The following is a 17,213-nucleotide window of genomic DNA, read 5'->3' as shown; positions in this document are numbered from 1 at the left end:
GGGGCAAAGATTGTCTTTTCTTATCCCTGATTTAAGTTCCCTTTTGAAAGAGGAAATTCTAAATATTTAAAATAATTGAATAAAAACAACAAACCCTCAAAACACCCTCTCTCATTCAAAGTCCCCCTTTTTAAGGGGGATTTAGGGGGATCCATGATACTCAACTAGCAACACCAAAACCTTAACTCTCAAAGTCCCCCTTTCCAAGGGGGATTTAGGGGGATCCAAACAACAGACCTTAAAAAACATCCTTTCATATAATTTCAAAAGCTAGGGCAATAAAAACCAAAAACCATGACAAACCAACTCAACAGTAGTGACTTCCATTTACCCTACAATCCAAAGCTTGTAGAAAGAGCAAAAGAACTCCGAAAAAATATGACCCCAGCAGAAAAAAAACTGTGGCATGAGTATTTGAAAAGTTTTAAATTTCGAGTTTTAAAGCAAAGACCAATTGATAATTTCATAGTAGATTTCTACTGTCCAGCTTTACGAATAGTAATTGAAGTTGACGGAGAAAGCCATTTTACAAATGCAGGGCAAGAATATGACATAGAGAGAACAAAAATTCTAGAGGGATATGGTTTAAAAATTATTCGATTTACCAATACTCAAGTTTTAAATCAATTTAGTAGTGTGTGTGAGCAGATACAAAGTTTTACATAAAATCTATTTTATCCGAGTAATAATTACCTTATTTTGGAAGATATTTTTCGTTATCCACAAGTATTAGATCCCCCCAACCCCCCTTCAAAAGGGGGGCGAAGATTGTCTTTTCTTATCCCTGATTTAAGTTCCCCTTTGAAAGAGCAAATTCTAAAGATTTAAAATAATTGAATAGAAACAACAAACCCTTAAAACACCCTCTCTCATTCAAAGTCCCCCTTTTCAAGGAGATTTAGGGGGATCCACAATACTTGACTACCGATGAGATAAATTGACAAAACACCTAATCAGAAGTATTCACAATCGTCAAGGAATTAATCATTTCCTCCGCAATTAGCAAGTGATTCTCATATTCAATTATCTTATTTTGGAAGGTATTTTTCGTTATCCACAAGTCTTAGATCCCCCCAACCCCCCTTCAAAAGGGGGCGAAGATTGTCTTTTTTTATCCCTGATTTAAGTTCCCCTTTGAAAGAGCAAATTCTAAAGATTTAAAATAATTGAATAGAAACAACAAACCCTTAAAACACCCTCTCTCATTCAAAGTCCACCTTAAAAAGGGGGATTTAGGGGGATCCACAATACCTAACTACCGACGAGATAAATAAAAAAACACCTAATCAGAAGTATTCACAATCGTCAAGGAATTAATCATTTCCTCCGCAATTGGCAAGTACTTCTCATATTCAGATGGCGGAGCGCTATAAATAACTACATAAGCTTTTGCATTTCTCACCGTACCAATTTCCATTATTTGAAAATTACAGTTATCTTCTTTACGGTTATATACTAATTTATAGGCATCAAAACTTTCTGGAGTTAGATAGGTACTAGATTCGGTAACTTTTCCCTGGGGATTACTTTCCTTAAGCTGCCGAATTACAGATTTTTTATATTCATCCAAGGATAAAATTTTCTGAGCTAAGTTACTACGATTAACTGAGATTTCTGTAGTACAGTTCTGAGCCTGATTGGCTGCGGAGGGGAAGAACTTGACACCATCACTGAAACCATCTTCTCTTTTTCTCCACATTTCCGGATATTTAATATTGATGCCATAATTACTATAATTCAGCATCTTGAATGGAGGCTTAATTTGTGAGGTCATCCACCAAACTAGTGCCGGGATAACTACCCCTACCAATCCTATTCCTAACCACCATTTTCCCAGAAATCTTGTTGGATTATTGCTGTGAGAATTATTAGTCAGAGATGTTATTGCCTGTAATGCTTCTGCCGCATTTTGATAACGTTGTAGATGATTTGCCCGTACCATTTTATCGATGACTGCACCCAAGCGAGAATTAACAGCAACACGATGTTTCCAGGCAATCTCCCCAGTACTTGTATCGGTGGTAATTCCACCATTGAGCGCGCGAGGATCGGGATTGATTCCAGTTAATGCCTGAATTGCAATTATTCCCACCGCATAGATATCACTGCTGAATTTTGGTTGACCATTTGCCTGCTCATTTGGCATATAACCAGGACTACCAATGGGAATAGTAAATTTTGTTTTTCCTTCAGCGTTGATTTCCTGGCTAGTAACTTCCTTGACTGCACCAAAATCAATTAGGACAATTTTCTGATCAGATTGACGACGACGAATATTTGACGGTTTTAAATCTCGATGAATCAGATTACTTTGATGAACAAAAGCTAAAACTTCCAGGATTTCTTGTAATAGTCGAATGACGTAGGTTTCGCTTAGTTGCACACCTGGAGGCAACTCTTTGGTTAAATCACTACCGGGGATAAATTCTTGTACCAAATAAAATTCTCCCCTTTCTTGGAAGTATGCCAATAAACGGGGTATTTGGTCATGGTTTCCTAAATTTTCTAACTTCTCGGCTTCTTGTCTAAATAGTCGCTCCCCAAGCTCCAAAGCGCGAGGATGGGTAGATTTCGGCTGAAGTTGCTTAACTACACAATGGGGATTTCCTGGTCGCTTAGTATCAATAGCAACAAAGGTCTCTCCAAATCCACCCCTACCCAATTCCTGAATAATCTGGTAGCGTCCATCGAGAATTTGCCCAATCATTGCCTTCCCTATATCTCCTGCAATTATTATTGCAAAGTCAAGGAATTGGCAATAGTCATCGGTTAATTTTCTTTTGAGTTGATTTTGGCTACTTAATTTTGACTGCGGTTCCGGTGGCAGTAATTAAGATTAAAACCCCAGATTGGTCTACATTGATTGTACCAGTATCAACTTCAATACCCACAATTGCGTTGGCTCCTAGGCGCGCAGCTCTTTGTTCTAGCTCTGCAAAGGCTTTACGTTGTCCTTCTTCAAACAAGCGTTCATAACTGGCTGTACGTCCACCAATGACATCACGGATGCTAGCGAAAAAGTCCCGCAGGAAATTACTACCATAAACTACCTCTGCGGTGACAATACCTAGATAGGAGTCAATCACTCTTCCCTGAATCACATCTGTTGTAGTTAATATCATTTGAAATTGACGGGTAAGGGGGAAAGTCTAAATTTTCATCTCTCCTGGTATGGACAGTTGATGATGGCTAATCATGGCTAATCATTATAATTATCTATGATTTTTTATCTGGTAATTAGTAGCAAAACAAGCTGAAACATTTCTCATAAACTGTAGTCTATAAGGTAGTTAGTCTGAATATTTGGTGAAACTCAGTTTTCTGAGTTGGCTAAGACAAGTATATTTTGTTTTCACAGATTAACCGCTAATCAAGGCTGGTGTTGATTTCTGAGGAATCAGTAGTGAATACTCAGTCATGGGATTCTTGCAAACAGATATTTTTGCAAGCAGGGAAAAGCTTCAAGGCTGGAAAGGGAGAGCTTTCAATCCCTTTGACACTGAAGGTTTGGCATTTACCCTGGCTTCTATCAGAAGTCTCCTGTATATATATTATTTTGATGGAAAAGTGTTTTTCCTCATGCAATCTCTCGGTTTTGGCGTGTTGTCATGCTTCTATTATAGAAATTCAGCACCCTTAATTAATTGTAAGAGATTGGAAAAAGTTGCTAGCACTTTTAGGTAGTCTGCTGTGTATAATCGAACATCTCTGCTAATTAGTATTTTCCTCCTTGGAGGTATTACCACAATCGTTCCAACGGCGGCTGAAGCTCAGGTTTTGGTAGCACAGAAAAGTACTCAAAGAGTCAGGGAATTGCTGAATGAAGGTCGCAAATTGGTGGATGCTGGTGATTATAATGGGGCGATCGCTATCTATCAACAAGCTGCAAGCCTAGAGCCAAAAAATGCCAGTATTCACTCTGGTATTGGTTATTTATATGCTATCCAAAATAACATGAGAGCTTCCTTGGCAGCCTATAAGCGAGCGGTGGCTTTAAATCCCAATAACGGTGACTATCAGTACGCTCTGGGCTATGTTAGTGCCACTTTAGGTGATATTAAGGGGGCAAAAAATGCCTACCGCCAAGCCATTCAAGCTAATCGTAATCATGTGAATGCCTATCTGGGATTGGCAACAATCTTGATGCGTCAGGGTGAGTATGAAAATGCTGGTTGGGCATATGTTCAATTAGCAAAACTCGATCCGAGAAATCCCCAAGTCTATGAATTACGGGGAAATATCCTCAAAAAATATGGTAAAGCCAAAGAGGCGATCGCCTACTTTAAAAAAGCACGGGATGCTTACGCACAACAAGGAAAACAGGATAGTGTCGCTAGGGTAGAAGCAGTACTCAAACAAATCGGAGGCTAATACTAGATGGTAACTACGGTAACTCATCTGGGTTAATACCCTGGGAGCGTAAATATTCAGCTAGTTTTTCTGCTCGCTGACGTTCAGTTTCTGCCCTTTGACGTTCGGTTTCTGCCCGTTGCCGCTCCTGCTCTATTCTTTCTACTTGGGTAGGTATCCAACCTTGCCCATCATACCAACGTAGCCATAAACCAGTCATTCCTTCATAGGAACCCTGCCATAAACCCAAACCTAATCCGATTTCTGGCAACCATAAACCAGATTCGGATAAAGCTACTGGTTCGTAGCAAGCACCACTGAGACGGAAAGCGCGGAAATTATTCTCATAACGGTCATAAACTACGTAATAGGGGACGCGCAAAATCCGCTCATAAACTTCCCATTTTGTGGGAGGTTGATTAACTTCCCTCAGGGTTTGTCCCAAATCCTCACCTTCCGTTCCTGGTGACAGTAATTCCACAATCAGGAACGGATTTACACCCTCTTGCCAGACAACATAACTCAAACGCGAGCTTTGCTGTTCTGTACTGCGCGACACACCCAGCACCAAATACCAATCAGGACGCTTGTACCAGAGAAAATGGCGTGGATCATAATATAAATTCAAGTCCGTAGCCAACAATATTTCTGACTCTGGATAATTCCCAGGTTGACAGGTTTCGTTCAGTAACCTCGGCTGAAAAATGTGAAACTCATCTGGCAAACCGGATTCCCCTATTAACTCACTAGGTAAATCATACATGGTGGGTAGGGTTTCCCAAGGAGGGCGGGGTGGTATGGGTTGATACATGAGTATTTGTGGAAAGATAGCTCGGCTCTGATTTTATCTTATCCAAAAAGTTAATCTCAAACTTAATCCAATTGTCTGCCTGTTAACTCTACAAAAATATCCTCTAAATTAGAAGGACGCACCATCATTCCCGTTTTATCTTCTTGCTCATCTAAGTAAGTATTTGCTGCTTGTAAGGTAGGGAAAAAAAGATATTCCCATCTATCCTCTACCTGTTTCATCACTAAACCTTCACCATAGCGAGAACGTAATTCTGGCAAGGTTCCCAGAGAAATCAAATTACCACTATCCATAATGCCAATACGGTTACAAAGATATTCCACCTCTTCCATATAATGGGTGGTTAATAACATTGTCATGCCCTGTTTATTTAAATCTCGAATAATTTCCCATAACCTTCGACGAGTTTGAGGATCCAATCCTACCGTTGGTTCGTCTAAAAATAAAATTTGTGGCTGATGTAGTAATGCTCTGGCTATTTGTAACCTTCGCTTCATCCCTCCGGAAAGTGTTTTCACTAAATCATGGCGTTTCTCGGTTAACTCGACATATTCCAACCACTGATTAATTACCCTTTGTCGTTGGGGATTGGGAATGTGATGCAGTCTTCCCTGCAATTCCATATTTTCCCAAACTGTCAAATCTCCATCGACGCTGATTTGTTGCAACACCACACCAATCGATTGCTTGGCTAACATGGGTTGACGAGCCACATCATAACCAAAAATCTCAATTTTTCCCTGGGTTGCTTTAGTTAAAGTTGTCAGCATCCGAATCGTAGTCGATTTTCCGGCACCATTGGGACCTAACAAACCAAACATTTCTCCAGCTTGAATACTGAAGGATAGATCATTGACTACAGCACGGTTATTGTAAACTTTATGGACGTTTTCCAGAGATAGAGCAACGGACATGGGTGACTCACTTACAAGGGGAAAAGACGGGATGAACAGCAAATTTTTAGCTTAATATAAGTTAATATTGTCCCATATATAGCTAGCAATGTGATTCTGAATCATCCCAAATCACCGTGAATGGTACTTACCCCCCCCTAACACGCCAACTGGCTCAAATAGTATATTAGATAAGGTTTATAGCTGTTCTTTCCTAATTGCCATGCCACTAGGTATATTTTCAACAATCAAATCGGATTCCCGTGAATGTTTATTTATATTATCTACTGCACAAATTTCTTGATAGGTTGTGAGCTAAAAGCAATTAAAACATGAACATCTTTTATCTTATCAGAAATAACTATTTCATCAAAAGTTTATCTACCAAATCATATTGTAAAGTTTTCTTTTTATATTTAGGGACATTGGTAATTTTATAATTCCCATGGGATATGAGAATTGCAAGAAAAGACGAGTGAAGCAGGAGTATTCATCTAAACGATAATATTTTTTTATATTTTACCAAGCTAAGTGTTTATGGTGCATGGCGATTCAAGAGAATATTTGTGATTTCTAAAATGAAAGAACTATGAAATACTTATCTGAATGCCGAAAGATTATCTAAGTGTATCAAGGGATAGATGTAAATATAAAATATCAAGAAATATCTTGATTTGCCTATGAATAATATCCCTAGATGTGGAAACAAAAAATATATTCTTATCTTTAATATTTGAGTAAAGATAGATAATATTGAAATATCACAAAGAAGTAAGACAAATCATGCTGATGAGAAATAGTGTCATAGAATATAACTAAAGTAGCCATCATTTTTTTTTAATTTTTGCAGTACACAAAGATGGTAGAAATTAAAGTAAAAGCTAACATTATCAACCCAGAGATTTTATTGGAGTAATGGGAGTGGAATGCACAAAAATAACCCAGATGTCAAAACCTGCATCAATTCTCTGTTTAGGATTGGGCTGGTTTCCACTGACACCTGGAGGTTTGGAAAGATACGTATATGAATTAACTCAAAGACTGGTAGCAAACCATGATCAAGTGGAACTGTGTGGTTTGGGTTTGCCAGATACAGATGAGGATTCTCCGATCAAGTTTACCAATTTAGCGACACCTGATAGTTCTATTGTCAAAAGACTGTGGGCAATTCGCAGTAATTTTCAAAAAACTCGAATTAGTCAACCAGATGCAGTCAATCTACATTTTGCCTTATATAGTCTGCCAATTTTAGATTTATTACCGAAAAACGTACCAATTACCTTTAATTTTCATGGTCCTTGGGCTTCTGAGACGCAAGAGGAAGTGGTGAGAGCTGGATTAGGGCAAATTTTGAAACGTTACGTAGTGGAGCAAAGAACCTATAATCGTTGCGATCGCTTCATTGTTTTGAGTAAGGCTTTTGGTAAAATTTTACACAACAACTATCAAATACCCTGGGAAAAAATCTATGTGATTCCTGGTGGTGTGGATATTCAGCATTTCCAACCCTGTTTATCAAAACAAGCAGCTAGGGAAAAACTTGGCTGGAAATCAGATAGAAAAATTATTTTTACTTCCCGACGCTTAGTACATCGTGTGGGGATTGATAAGTTACTGACAGCATTGGCAGAAATTAAACCGAGAGTACCAGATTTTTGGTTGGCGATCGCCGGTAGGGGACATATCCAAGCAGCTCTACAACAGCAAGCGTTGGATTTAGGATTAGATGAGCAAGTCAAGTTTTTGGGTTTTCTCCCCGATGAGTTGCTACCAGTTGCTTACCAAGCGGCAGATTTTACGATTATGCCCAGTCAATCCTTTGAAGGGTTTGGGTTAGCAGTGGTAGAATCCTTATCCTGTGGTACTCCTGTGGTTTGTACACCCGTGGGAGGAATGCCGGAAATTCTCCAACAGTTTTCCCCGGAATTGATTACTGATTCCATTACAGTGGGGGCGATCGCCGACAAACTCGAACAAATACTTCTAGGCAAAATTTCCCTACCTAGCACTCAAGAATGTCGTGACTACGCTGTCAATAATTACGATTGGGATAAAATTGCCATGGATATCAGAGAAATCATCTTAGCTAAGTAATGGGAAAGAAATTTCTGGGAAGGGATTTTGCACAAATGTAGCTAAATTCAACCAGATTATTAGTAAAAAATCTCATTACTCCCTATTACCTAATTGATACAGATGAAAATACTATTTCTTGACCAAAGTGGTAAACCTGGTGGTGCAGAGTTATGTTTAATTGATATTGCCAAACCCTATAGAGAAACTAGCTTAGTCGGTTTATTTGCCGATGGTGAATTTAAAAATATTCTCCAAGAAAATCAAATTCCTGTACAGATTCTGACTCAGAAATCCTTACAAGTTCGGAAGGAAAGTTCCCTATTTCAAGCTTTAGGTAGTGTGGGACAACTCATACCATTAGTACAAAAAGTTGCCCAACTAGCAAAAAATTATGATTGTATTTATGCCAATACTCAAAAAGCTTTAGTTGTGGGAGCCTTGGGAAGTTTTTTGAGCGATCGCCCTCTGATTTATCATCTCCATGATATTCTCTCTCCAGAACATTTTAGTAATACAAATCGCCGTGTTGCTGTCACCCTAGCTAACCGCTTTGCCTCCCTAGTCATCGCCAATTCCCAAGCCAGTAAAACCGCCTTTATCCAAGCTGGAGGACGCTCAGAAATCACGGAAATCGTTTACAACGGCTTCCATCCCCAAACCTATGAAATACCAATGTCTACAGCCCAAGAAATGAGGGAAAAGCTAGGATTATCTGGTAAATATATAGTTGGGCATTTTAGCCGTCTAGCTCCGTGGAAGGGTCAGCATATCCTTTTGGAAGCTCTGAGCAAATGTCCTGAGGATGTGGCAGTAATTCTAGTTGGGGATGCACTCTTTGGCGAACAAGATTATGTGCAAAAATTGCATCAACAAGTGGCAGATTTAGGACTAACAAATCGCGTAAAATTTCTCGGTTTCCGCTCTGATATTCCCCAATTAATGGCAGCTTGTGATGTTGTTACTCACACTTCCACCGCACCCGAACCCTTTGGGAGAGTTATTGTAGAAGCAATGCTTTGTGGAAAACCAATAATTGCCGCGAAAGCTGGGGGAGCAATGGAGCTAGTCGAAAACGAGGTGAATGGTTTCTTAGTAGAACCAGGAAAATCAGAAGATTTGGCATTAGTTATTAGTGATTGTTTCCACCATCGCGAAAAGACAGGGAAGATTGCGGAAAATGCCCGATTAAGTGCTAGCCAACGTTTTGATGTGGTAAACATTAACCAACAAATTGCCCAGTTATTGTTAAGAGTATTGCCAATTAAGCCCTAACGTATTTAATTTGTATATTGGAAATGGACAAGCCGTCCCACAGTAAAATTATTTTGCGTTTTCGACTTATCCAATTTAGCTGCACATCAGCTTAGAAGCAAATTATCCCATTAATTAAGTTGCGATATTCCCGACTCAAAAAAGTCGGGTTTCTCAATTATAGGATTAGGCAACTTCTCTGAGATGGGGTTTTTCGTTGACTTCAGCAAAATTCAATGTCAGTTGCTCTGTCTGAGTCGCAACAGTTTGCTCTAATACCTTGACTTCAATATTGACACTTACCAAGTAATTACCCGCATCTGTTCCCACAACTTCCGCAACTAACTTAGCAATATCTGGACGTTTGGCAGTCAAGGGTTCACGCAGAATGCATCTATCCCACTCATGCTTGGCGGTGGGATTCAAGCTGAGAATATAGTGTTTTATCATAAAATCCACTCACAGTTAGAGTTTGCAGAATGTAATACCAATTTGAAAAAACAATACGACACATGGACAAAACCCCTCCCCAGCCCCCCGATTTCGGGGAGGGTGCCCGATAGGGCGGGTGGGGTATCTGTCGTAAACATTTTTTGAATCGGTATAACTGTAGGAAATCCCAAATAGCCACCTTTTTATTATAGTACATAAATACTATATTGCCCATCCTCAGAGAAATTTTGCCATGGAGGAAGGGGAGAAAAGTCAAGCTATGGCGGGAAAGTCATAAGCAAGGGTGAAGATTCAGGAGTAAAGTATCAATATCTGGTATTAGCAATTAGTCAATCGCCGGACTTTTTTCGTTATATTGTCTTCAGGCTGCTACTTTTTTACCAAAATCGGGTGAGTCTCAGGATTCAAAAATTCTGTTCTGTTCCCCCGATGATGAAATAAGCTAGTAGAATAGCGTAAGTATTTACGCAAACTTTTTTACACAGTTTCTAGCTGATGATGGGTTGCAAAAAGCCAAAGAATCCTTTGTAAAGAGGATATTATCGGCGTTTTTGTGGCTAGTGAACAGATAGTTACTGAGTATCCTAAACACACAAAATTGAGGAATTTTTGATGACCGCAACATCTCCCCGATTAAAGCACGAGGTTAAAGACCTCGCCCTCGCTCCCTTGGGAAGACAGCGCATTGAGTGGGCTGGTCGTGAAATGCCAGTTCTTAAACAAATACGCGATCGCTTTGAACAAGAAAAACCCTTCGCAGGTATCAAAATTTCGGCTTGTTGCCACGTAACTACAGAAACTGCCCATTTGGCGATCGCGCTGAAAGCTGGTGGTGCGGATGCAATTTTGATTGCTAGTAATCCCCTTTCCACCCAGGATGACGTAGCTGCAAGTTTAGTAGTTGACTATGGTATTCCTGTTTTCGCTATCAAAGGTGAAGACGAAGCTACCTACAACCGTCACGTCCAAATCGCTTTAGACCACCGTCCCAATATCATTGTTGATGATGGTTGCGACGTAGTAGCCACATTAATTCAACAGCGTCCCCATCAAATCGCTGACCTGATTGGTACCACAGAAGAAACCACCACAGGTATTGTCCGCTTGCAAGCGATGTTGAAAGATGGTGTGTTGACGTTCCCCGCAATGAACATCAATGACGCAGATACAAAGCATTTCTTCGATAACCGTTATGGTACTGGTCAATCCACCCTCGACGGTGTAATTCGTGCTACTAACGTCCTATTAGCTGGTAAAACCGTAGTTGTTGCTGGTTACGGTTGGTGCGGTAAAGGTACAGCTATGCGTGCATCTGGAATGGGTGCAAGCGTTATCGTAACTGAAATCGACCCCGTGAAGGGCATCGAAGCGGTTATGGATGGCTTCCGCGTCATGCCAATGGCAGAAGCAGCACCCCTCGGCGACCTATTTATCACCGTTACTGGTAACAAACACGTTATCCGTAGCGAACACTTCGACGTGATGAAAGATGGCGCGATGGTTTGTAACTCTGGTCACTTCGATATTGAAATTGACCTCAAGTCTTTGGCTAGCAAAGCTAAAGAAATCAAAGACGTTCGTCCTTTCACCCAAGAGTATAAACTCAATAACGGTAAATCCGTAGTTGTACTAGGTGAAGGTCGTCTTGTTAACCTAGCAGCAGCAGAGGGACACCCCAGCGCAGTTATGGACATGAGCTTTGCAAACCAAGCAATGGGTGCAGAGTATTTGGTGAAGAACAAGGGTAAATTGCAACCCGGTATTCATGCAATCCCTGCGGATGTGGATAAGGAAATTGCCCGCTTGAAGTTGCAAGCTATGGGTATTACTGTTGATACCTTAACCCAAGACCAAATCGATTACAGCAATTCCTGGACTTCGGGAACTTAATGTTTTTTGAATAGGGACAATTAGGGGTTTTTAATAACTTTCTGATTGCTGAATAAATGATGATTAAAGGATGGGCGATCGCGCTCATCTTTTTTATTGTAGTAATCTCGTGTAAAGCTGGGTAATACCAATTAACGAAAAATATGATACAGATAGATAAGGAATAAATATGAGCAAGCAAAGATGGCTGGAGTCACCAAAGTAGAAATAACAGAGTCAGTAGAGGAATTACATGAACTGCTGAGAAAACAAAAAACAGCATCAAATCTCGAACGGATTCAAGCTTTGTATTTACTGAAAATAGGACAGGTGAAAACAATACAAGACGTAGCGGTGGTAGTAGGAAGGGCAAGGGTAACGGTACAAAGATGGTTGAAAGAGTATCAAGAGTCAGGGATTAAGGGTCTATTAACAACGAAAAAGAGTCCAGGGCGACCAGCAATAATTAGCTTACAAGTAAGAGAGCAGCTAGACAAAGAGCTTCAAGAATCGGAGGGATTCAAAAGTTATGAGGAAATACGAACATGGTTAAAAGCAGTAGAAGGGATAGAAGCATCATATAAAGTAGTACACGATACAGTGCGCTATCAAATGAAAGCAAAGCTAAAAGTGCCGCGAGCAGTAGGTATAAAATACGATAGCGAAGCAGAATTAGAATTTAAAAAAAACTGCCACAATACTTAGAAGTAATAAAAAAACACGTCATAGCACCAGTAGATAGACAAAAAACAATTAGATATTGGTGTGGGGACGAAAGCCGTGTGGGATTGAAGACTGAAGCTGGGAGACTAATTACTAAAAAAGGAGTTAAGCCCATCGGCATTATGCAATGGAAGCGGGATAATTTTTATTTATATGGATTAGTGGAACCATTAACTGGAGAGTATTTTATCTGGGAATTCTCTCATTTAAATACAGCCTGTTTCAATATTTTTTTAGAAAAATTCTCACAGACTTATGCTCAAGATATTCATATTCTTCAGTTAGATAATGGAGCTTTTCATTTAAGCCAGCATCTGAAAGTACCAGAAAACATAGTTTTGTTATTTCAACCTCCACATACACCTCAAGTTAATCCCATAGAGAGATTGTGGGAAGAAGTTAAAAGGCATTTAACTTGGGAAAGCTTCCCAAGTTTAGATGAATTAAGAGAATTTATCTGGAATCGGTTGGCACAATTAAACACATCAATTGTTGCTTCCATCACAGGTTGGGATTTTATTCTTGATGCTTTATTTGTATCAGGCTTTTCGTGAATTGGTATAAACCCTCTTTTGTTACCTTGGGGAAAGAATAATCCGAAATTATTATATTTACGTCTTTTTTCAATAAAGGAATTTAAATGACAAAATTAAGACGCGACCGCACAATTCATTATTTTGTTTAGTTTTCAGAGTAGAGATAGTATTTTTCTCTCCTCGTAGTAACAAAAGAGGGATAAAGCAAAGAAAAAAGCGAAACTCAATAAACCATGTCTCGTTTACCCCGTGAAATCAAACCAGGATATTCTTATCACATTACAACTCGCTGTAATAATCGTGAATTTCATTTAAATCGTCACCAATGTCGGGAAGTATTTCTCTACGCTATCAAAAAAGCCCAGGAAAAATATGGTTTTAAGCTATATGCTTTGTGCATTATGAGCAATCACGTCCACTACTTGCTTGAACCATCACAACCTGATGATTTACCTAAAATTATGCATTGGTTGAATTGGTATACTGCGATGTGTTTCAACCGAATGCTCAATCGTACAGGACATTTTTGGGAGAAACGCTATCACAGTAGTGCATTTGCAAATACTGACTATCAAAGAGCTTTGAATACACTACGTTATATTCATGCCAATCCTAAAGCAGCCCAAATACAGGCAGGATTTTTTTTTGATTTTAGTAATTATGGCACTCATGACAGGTTAACAGATGATGGTGTAACTAAGTGGCATCCTGCGTTTTTATCCTTGGGACGGACATTGGATGAATGTGCTGCTAAATATCGGGGATTTTGCAAGAAATATAAACCCAAAGCAAAACCAGAAAAAACCTACAACTGGGGTGCAAAATTCTTACCTAAAGTCGTTAAAGGGAAGAAGAAAAAAGCGTCTCCGGGTCAAACTAAGCTACCTTGGGCTACTTGGGAACCCGACAATCCAGAAATTGATGCGGTAGCAGAAAAATTTGTTATGGCAAATTGTTATGACCTAAAAATTGCTATGCAGTTTTTCGGAGATTTTGATGATAGTCTGTAGTGCCAGGTATCGAATTTGTGGAAAGCTTATGTTTAGGTAAAAATTTTCTATTTTACAAATCTTTACAAAAGGCTGAAGCTTTTATATGTTACAGTCTACAAGTCTCTGCGCGAGAGAAGAGAAATCACCCCAATCCCCATCGTGACCCATAGCTGGTACATGCCCTTGGGGGGCATTTAGGTTAAAGGTATAGTCATGATAGCTCAACCAAGAACCTCCTTTCTTCCAACCGACGCGATCGCCAAAGTCATTCCATATTTTCTCATTATATTCTTTTGTGCCGCCTAAACTGTGGTAAATGTCTTGCTGAACGCTAAAACCAAAGCGTCCTTGGCTTTCCACTACCCACAATAGATTAATGATGTAAAGGTCTTCACAAGGGAATGTTTCGATATCTTTAAGGTTAAAATATCCCTGCTCTTCTTTACCTACAACCTGTAGCATCACGCGCGAAGTCTCTTCGTCAGCTTTTCGCCATTCTTGTTGATATAAATAATCTGCTAGTTGACTATATTTACTTGGTAGTTTCACCCTTGTCAAGCAAATCTTATCATTGTCACCTTCAAGTGGTTGACAAAATGTCTCTAATTTAATGAATTGAGCTTTCAACTCTTTCCCACTTAACCAAGTACAAAAACGATTTGCATCTCTTTTATTCAGTCCGGTAACAGTTTTTTTTGCATCTCCAGGTCTAAATTTATGATTCTGCCAATTTGGGGGAGGACTATATTTTCTATCGTTGATAAATAGCTGATATTCTGCACAGGTAATATATGAGTTTGGTCTATCTTGCTCTAAATTTTCATCCACTCGCACTAAATTATTTAAGCGTTTTGCTAACTTCACCTCTACAGCTAAATTAAAAATTTCTGCATCATCAGATTCCAAACCAGTATCAAGTTTATTTACTAATTCGTCTCTTACTTGTTGCTCAATTCGCCAGCCTTCATCTTCATAATCTGCGACTACAAGAAAAGCATTGATAGAAGGAGAAGACATGTGAATAATTGCACTGACAATCGGAGTCGCGTCTTTTGCTTGTGCAGCATATAAACGAATAGTTTCCGACCACCAAGTTTTATCAATATTTTGGATTAAGATACTTTCTTGATTCGATTCAATAATTTCAACTGCTGCTAAATATTCCTGAAAGCTCAAATGGGCAAATTCATATTCTCCAATTTCTTTTTCTACCAACAAAGCACAGTCATCACGAACATGTTTGATAAAATCATCCGTATTATTTAACTTAGGTAACGTCGTTAACTGTTGAGATATCCAAGTTTCGGCTTCATTTAATGTAAAGTCTCGCTTCCGAGCTAGCATTAATTGCAATGCTATTTCTTGTAAAATTGATTGTTTCTGAGAAGCAGTCAAGCCATCTATGATATTCTTTGCTCTTTGGCGTTTTTCCAGCAATATTTGACAAATATCTTTATACAGTTCAACTCGTTTCCCCGGTAGTACATTTCCCCGACGGTGAACAGTTGCAATCATTTTGAGTAACAAGGGATTTACAGCCATTGCTACCAAAGAACGGTTATTCACAATCCGATTAATGAGATTATGAGCTTGTTCTGCGGCAATTTGCCTAACTCCTTCATCACATTGTCCTGCACGGCTTTTAATTTCAGTTTGCAAATACCAACGCTGTAAAAAATCTGTAATTTGTTCGCGATTAAATGGTTGAACTTCTAACTCATCAACTGAGATGTGAGACTGAACTTCTTTATAACCATTGGGACGAGAAGTGAGAATAAAAATTGTATCAGGATGAGCTTGCATTTGTTCATCTACCCAAGTCCTCACCTGCTGACGCTGGATTTTATCGGCAACTTCATCTAAGCCATCCAGCATGATTAGTAATTTATTTTGTTGTAATTTATTTGTGACCCAGTGAGATGGAATACTTAAATTTTGATTGGTAATTTTGAATTTTTCTATGAGCTTTTCTATTTGCTGCTGAATTAATGTTTCTAACGCTGGGTTTTGGCTGATAATTATGTCGCGGATTTCCCGTAGATAAAAGAGAATCGGAATTAATTTTGGTATTCTCTGACTATTTTCAACATGAATATTTTGTTCTTGCTTAGTCGCATAAATGAGAGTTAAATATCTTAGTAATGTTGTTTTACCTGAACCTGGTCTTCCGAGAATTACCAATTTCTTGTATAGATTTTTACCTTTTTCATCCCTTGCTGCTAAACAATCCCAAATTGTAATTTCTGATGAAATCAAGAATTTATTAACATCAGAGGGAATAATATTTTGTTGAGTATTACTAGCGCTTTTAGCAGCTATTTTTAATTGTACAAATACCTTTTGTAACTCTAAGGTTCTGTCGTTATCTAATCCTTGAGTCTCATCATCTCGACATTTATATTCTAGAGCTTTGTAATATTTTTTTTGAAAAGGTGAGAAAAAATCTTCTAATAGATTAATAATAAATTTACTTTTATCATCTGCCTGCTGATTTTGCAAATCTTCCCAAAAATGGGCAACATTTCTAATTACCTGTACCAAAAAATCTCTTGTCAGCAGTAAAACAATCGAGAATAAAGTGAAAATAAACGAGATAAATGCAGAATTTAGTTTTTGAACGCTAAAATAGTGAAACGTCAGAAATACACCCGTTCCCGAACAGATAAATAGTAAAATATTTTGCCATCTTTGAGGAATTAATAAAAAACTCGGTACCGCAGCACCAAAACCGCATAAAATTAACGAAAGATAACCCAAACCAGTTTGATTCTCTTCAGGGATTATCTTTAGTTGCAGCAATCCGTAAATTACAGCACCAATTAAAAACAGCAAAAATCCTCCCAAAGAATTGGATTGATCGACTGATGATGATGAATTTATATTGCTTGCAGTTGAATTTTGTTGTGATTGTGCAGCTAGGGTAAAAATACAAAGTGCAATGGTGAAAATAGCTGTGATCGCAAATATGGAAGTATCGGAAAGACCTGTTATACCTTTCTCTGGATCTGGTCGAATCCCCGGTAATTGATTGATAAAGTAAGCTAAAACACCATTTATCACTACCGTGAAGATTGGCACCAAATAGTCTTTCGTGAATTTATACATGTTTGCTAAGTATTTTTGGTGACTTGAGCAGATATACTAATCATACATAAATCATCCACACTGATAAAGTGCAGGCGATCGCGGTTTTGATTGTGGTGGATTTTTCTTAACTAACCGCTTGAATTTGCGTACAAATCCCGCACTCCAAACCAAA

At 38.8% G+C, this 17,213-nt stretch carries 14 protein-coding genes; 8 read left to right on the top strand and 6 right to left on the bottom strand.

The annotated features are described in order from the left end of the window. Nucleotides 1-294 precede the first annotated feature (294 nt). On the top strand, nucleotides 295-666 hold the full coding sequence (locus tag IJ00_RS13385; protein ID WP_035153781.1) for an endonuclease domain-containing protein: 372 nt from the start codon (nucleotides 295-297) through the stop codon (nucleotides 664-666). Nucleotides 667-1,282: 616 nt separating this feature from the next. Here IJ00_RS13385 and IJ00_RS13380 read toward each other — a convergent pair. Next, nucleotides 1,283-2,707: a serine/threonine-protein kinase gene (locus IJ00_RS13380; RefSeq protein WP_035153779.1), complete on the bottom strand. Its 1,425-nt coding sequence runs from the start codon at nucleotides 2,705-2,707 to the stop codon at nucleotides 1,283-1,285. An 88-nt stretch (nucleotides 2,708-2,795) separates the two neighbouring features. Further along, a complete protein-coding gene (locus IJ00_RS13375) occupies nucleotides 2,796-3,122 on the bottom strand; it encodes a YbjQ family protein (RefSeq protein WP_035153777.1) in 327 nt (108 codons plus the stop codon). Between the two features lie 568 nt (nucleotides 3,123-3,690). Here IJ00_RS13375 and IJ00_RS13365 point away from each other — a divergent pair. Then, nucleotides 3,691-4,371: a lipopolysaccharide assembly protein LapB gene (locus IJ00_RS13365; protein WP_035153772.1), complete on the top strand. Its 681-nt coding sequence runs from the start codon at nucleotides 3,691-3,693 to the stop codon at nucleotides 4,369-4,371. Between the two features lie 13 nt (nucleotides 4,372-4,384). Here the strand turns inward: IJ00_RS13365 and IJ00_RS13360 are convergent, their stop codons facing one another. Together IJ00_RS13360 and IJ00_RS13355 are read right to left on the bottom strand one after the other, a co-directional pair. After that, nucleotides 4,385-5,161: a Uma2 family endonuclease gene (locus tag IJ00_RS13360; protein ID WP_035153770.1), complete on the bottom strand. Its 777-nt coding sequence runs from the start codon at nucleotides 5,159-5,161 to the stop codon at nucleotides 4,385-4,387. A 62-nt stretch (nucleotides 5,162-5,223) separates the two neighbouring features. Beyond that, on the bottom strand, nucleotides 5,224-6,075 hold the full coding sequence (locus IJ00_RS13355) for an ABC transporter ATP-binding protein (protein WP_035153768.1): 852 nt from the start codon (nucleotides 6,073-6,075) through the stop codon (nucleotides 5,224-5,226). Nucleotides 6,076-6,999: 924 nt separating this feature from the next. Here IJ00_RS13355 and IJ00_RS13350 point away from each other — a divergent pair. After that, nucleotides 7,000-8,148 carry a glycosyltransferase family 4 protein gene (locus tag IJ00_RS13350; RefSeq protein ID WP_238178337.1) on the top strand — a complete coding sequence of 383 codons (1,149 nt, stop codon included), beginning with the start codon at nucleotides 7,000-7,002 and terminating at the stop codon, nucleotides 8,146-8,148. 102 nt (nucleotides 8,149-8,250) lie between these two features. Continuing rightward, entirely contained in the window at nucleotides 8,251-9,402 is a 1,152-nt protein-coding gene (locus tag IJ00_RS13345; RefSeq protein ID WP_035153764.1) for a glycosyltransferase family 4 protein, read from the top strand. A 165-nt stretch (nucleotides 9,403-9,567) separates the two neighbouring features. On the opposite strand, the gene IJ00_RS13340 is transcribed toward IJ00_RS13345, so the two are convergent. Then, nucleotides 9,568-9,831 carry a hypothetical protein gene (locus tag IJ00_RS13340; RefSeq protein ID WP_035153762.1) on the bottom strand — a complete coding sequence of 88 codons (264 nt, stop codon included), beginning with the start codon at nucleotides 9,829-9,831 and terminating at the stop codon, nucleotides 9,568-9,570. 615 nt (nucleotides 9,832-10,446) lie between these two features. On the opposite strand from IJ00_RS13340, the gene ahcY reads away from it, so the two are divergent. The 4 genes from ahcY (at nucleotide 10,447) to IJ00_RS13320 (ending at nucleotide 13,972) form a co-directional block, all read left to right on the top strand. Beyond that, on the top strand, nucleotides 10,447-11,724 hold the full coding sequence (ahcY, locus tag IJ00_RS13335) for an adenosylhomocysteinase (protein ID WP_035153761.1): 1,278 nt from the start codon (nucleotides 10,447-10,449) through the stop codon (nucleotides 11,722-11,724). A 183-nt stretch (nucleotides 11,725-11,907) separates the two neighbouring features. After that, complete coding sequence (locus tag IJ00_RS13330) at nucleotides 11,908-12,408, top strand: helix-turn-helix domain-containing protein (RefSeq protein ID WP_035152459.1); 501 nt, start codon at nucleotides 11,908-11,910, stop codon at nucleotides 12,406-12,408. Next, the gene (locus tag IJ00_RS13325) at nucleotides 12,393-12,980 is read left to right on the top strand and encodes an IS630 family transposase (RefSeq protein ID WP_339366987.1); all 588 of its coding nucleotides are present in this window, start codon (nucleotides 12,393-12,395) and stop codon (nucleotides 12,978-12,980) included. Before IJ00_RS13330 ends, IJ00_RS13325 begins: the two co-directional genes overlap by 16 nt. Nucleotides 12,981-13,195: 215 nt before the next feature. Next, the gene (locus IJ00_RS13320) at nucleotides 13,196-13,972 is read left to right on the top strand and encodes a transposase (RefSeq protein ID WP_035153760.1); all 777 of its coding nucleotides are present in this window, start codon (nucleotides 13,196-13,198) and stop codon (nucleotides 13,970-13,972) included. Between the two features lie 81 nt (nucleotides 13,973-14,053). Here IJ00_RS13320 and IJ00_RS13315 read toward each other — a convergent pair whose 3' ends face one another. Next, the gene (locus IJ00_RS13315) at nucleotides 14,054-17,032 is read right to left on the bottom strand and encodes a GUN4 domain-containing protein (protein WP_168163478.1); all 2,979 of its coding nucleotides are present in this window, start codon (nucleotides 17,030-17,032) and stop codon (nucleotides 14,054-14,056) included. Nucleotides 17,033-17,213 lie beyond the last annotated feature (181 nt).

The organism is Calothrix sp. 336/3, assembly GCF_000734895.2.
Lineage (GTDB): Bacteria > Cyanobacteriota > Cyanobacteriia > Cyanobacteriales > Nostocaceae > 336-3.
This window is presented reverse-complemented; position numbering and strand designations above follow the sequence as displayed.

What these genes read in the sequence shown, in the direction of transcription:
- IJ00_RS13355 (WP_035153768.1), bottom strand. Translation starts at nt 6,075, where the DNA reads ATGTCCGTTGCTCTATCTCTGGAAAACGTCCATAAAGTTTACAATAAC.
- IJ00_RS13380 (WP_035153779.1), bottom strand. Translation starts at nt 2,707, where the DNA reads ATGATTGGGCAAATTCTCGATGGACGCTACCAGATTATTCAGGAATTG.
- IJ00_RS13385 (WP_035153781.1), top strand. Translation starts at nt 295, where the DNA reads ATGACAAACCAACTCAACAGTAGTGACTTCCATTTACCCTACAATCCA.
- IJ00_RS13360 (WP_035153770.1), bottom strand. Translation starts at nt 5,161, where the DNA reads ATGTATCAACCCATACCACCCCGCCCTCCTTGGGAAACCCTACCCACC.
- IJ00_RS13320 (WP_035153760.1), top strand. Translation starts at nt 13,196, where the DNA reads ATGTCTCGTTTACCCCGTGAAATCAAACCAGGATATTCTTATCACATT.
- IJ00_RS13330 (WP_035152459.1), top strand. Translation starts at nt 11,908, where the DNA reads ATGGCTGGAGTCACCAAAGTAGAAATAACAGAGTCAGTAGAGGAATTA.
- IJ00_RS13340 (WP_035153762.1), bottom strand. Translation starts at nt 9,831, where the DNA reads ATGATAAAACACTATATTCTCAGCTTGAATCCCACCGCCAAGCATGAG.
- IJ00_RS13345 (WP_035153764.1), top strand. Translation starts at nt 8,251, where the DNA reads ATGAAAATACTATTTCTTGACCAAAGTGGTAAACCTGGTGGTGCAGAG.
- ahcY (WP_035153761.1), top strand. Translation starts at nt 10,447, where the DNA reads ATGACCGCAACATCTCCCCGATTAAAGCACGAGGTTAAAGACCTCGCC.
- IJ00_RS13375 (WP_035153777.1), bottom strand. Translation starts at nt 3,122, where the DNA reads ATGATATTAACTACAACAGATGTGATTCAGGGAAGAGTGATTGACTCC.
- IJ00_RS13350 (WP_238178337.1), top strand. Translation starts at nt 7,000, where the DNA reads ATGTCAAAACCTGCATCAATTCTCTGTTTAGGATTGGGCTGGTTTCCA.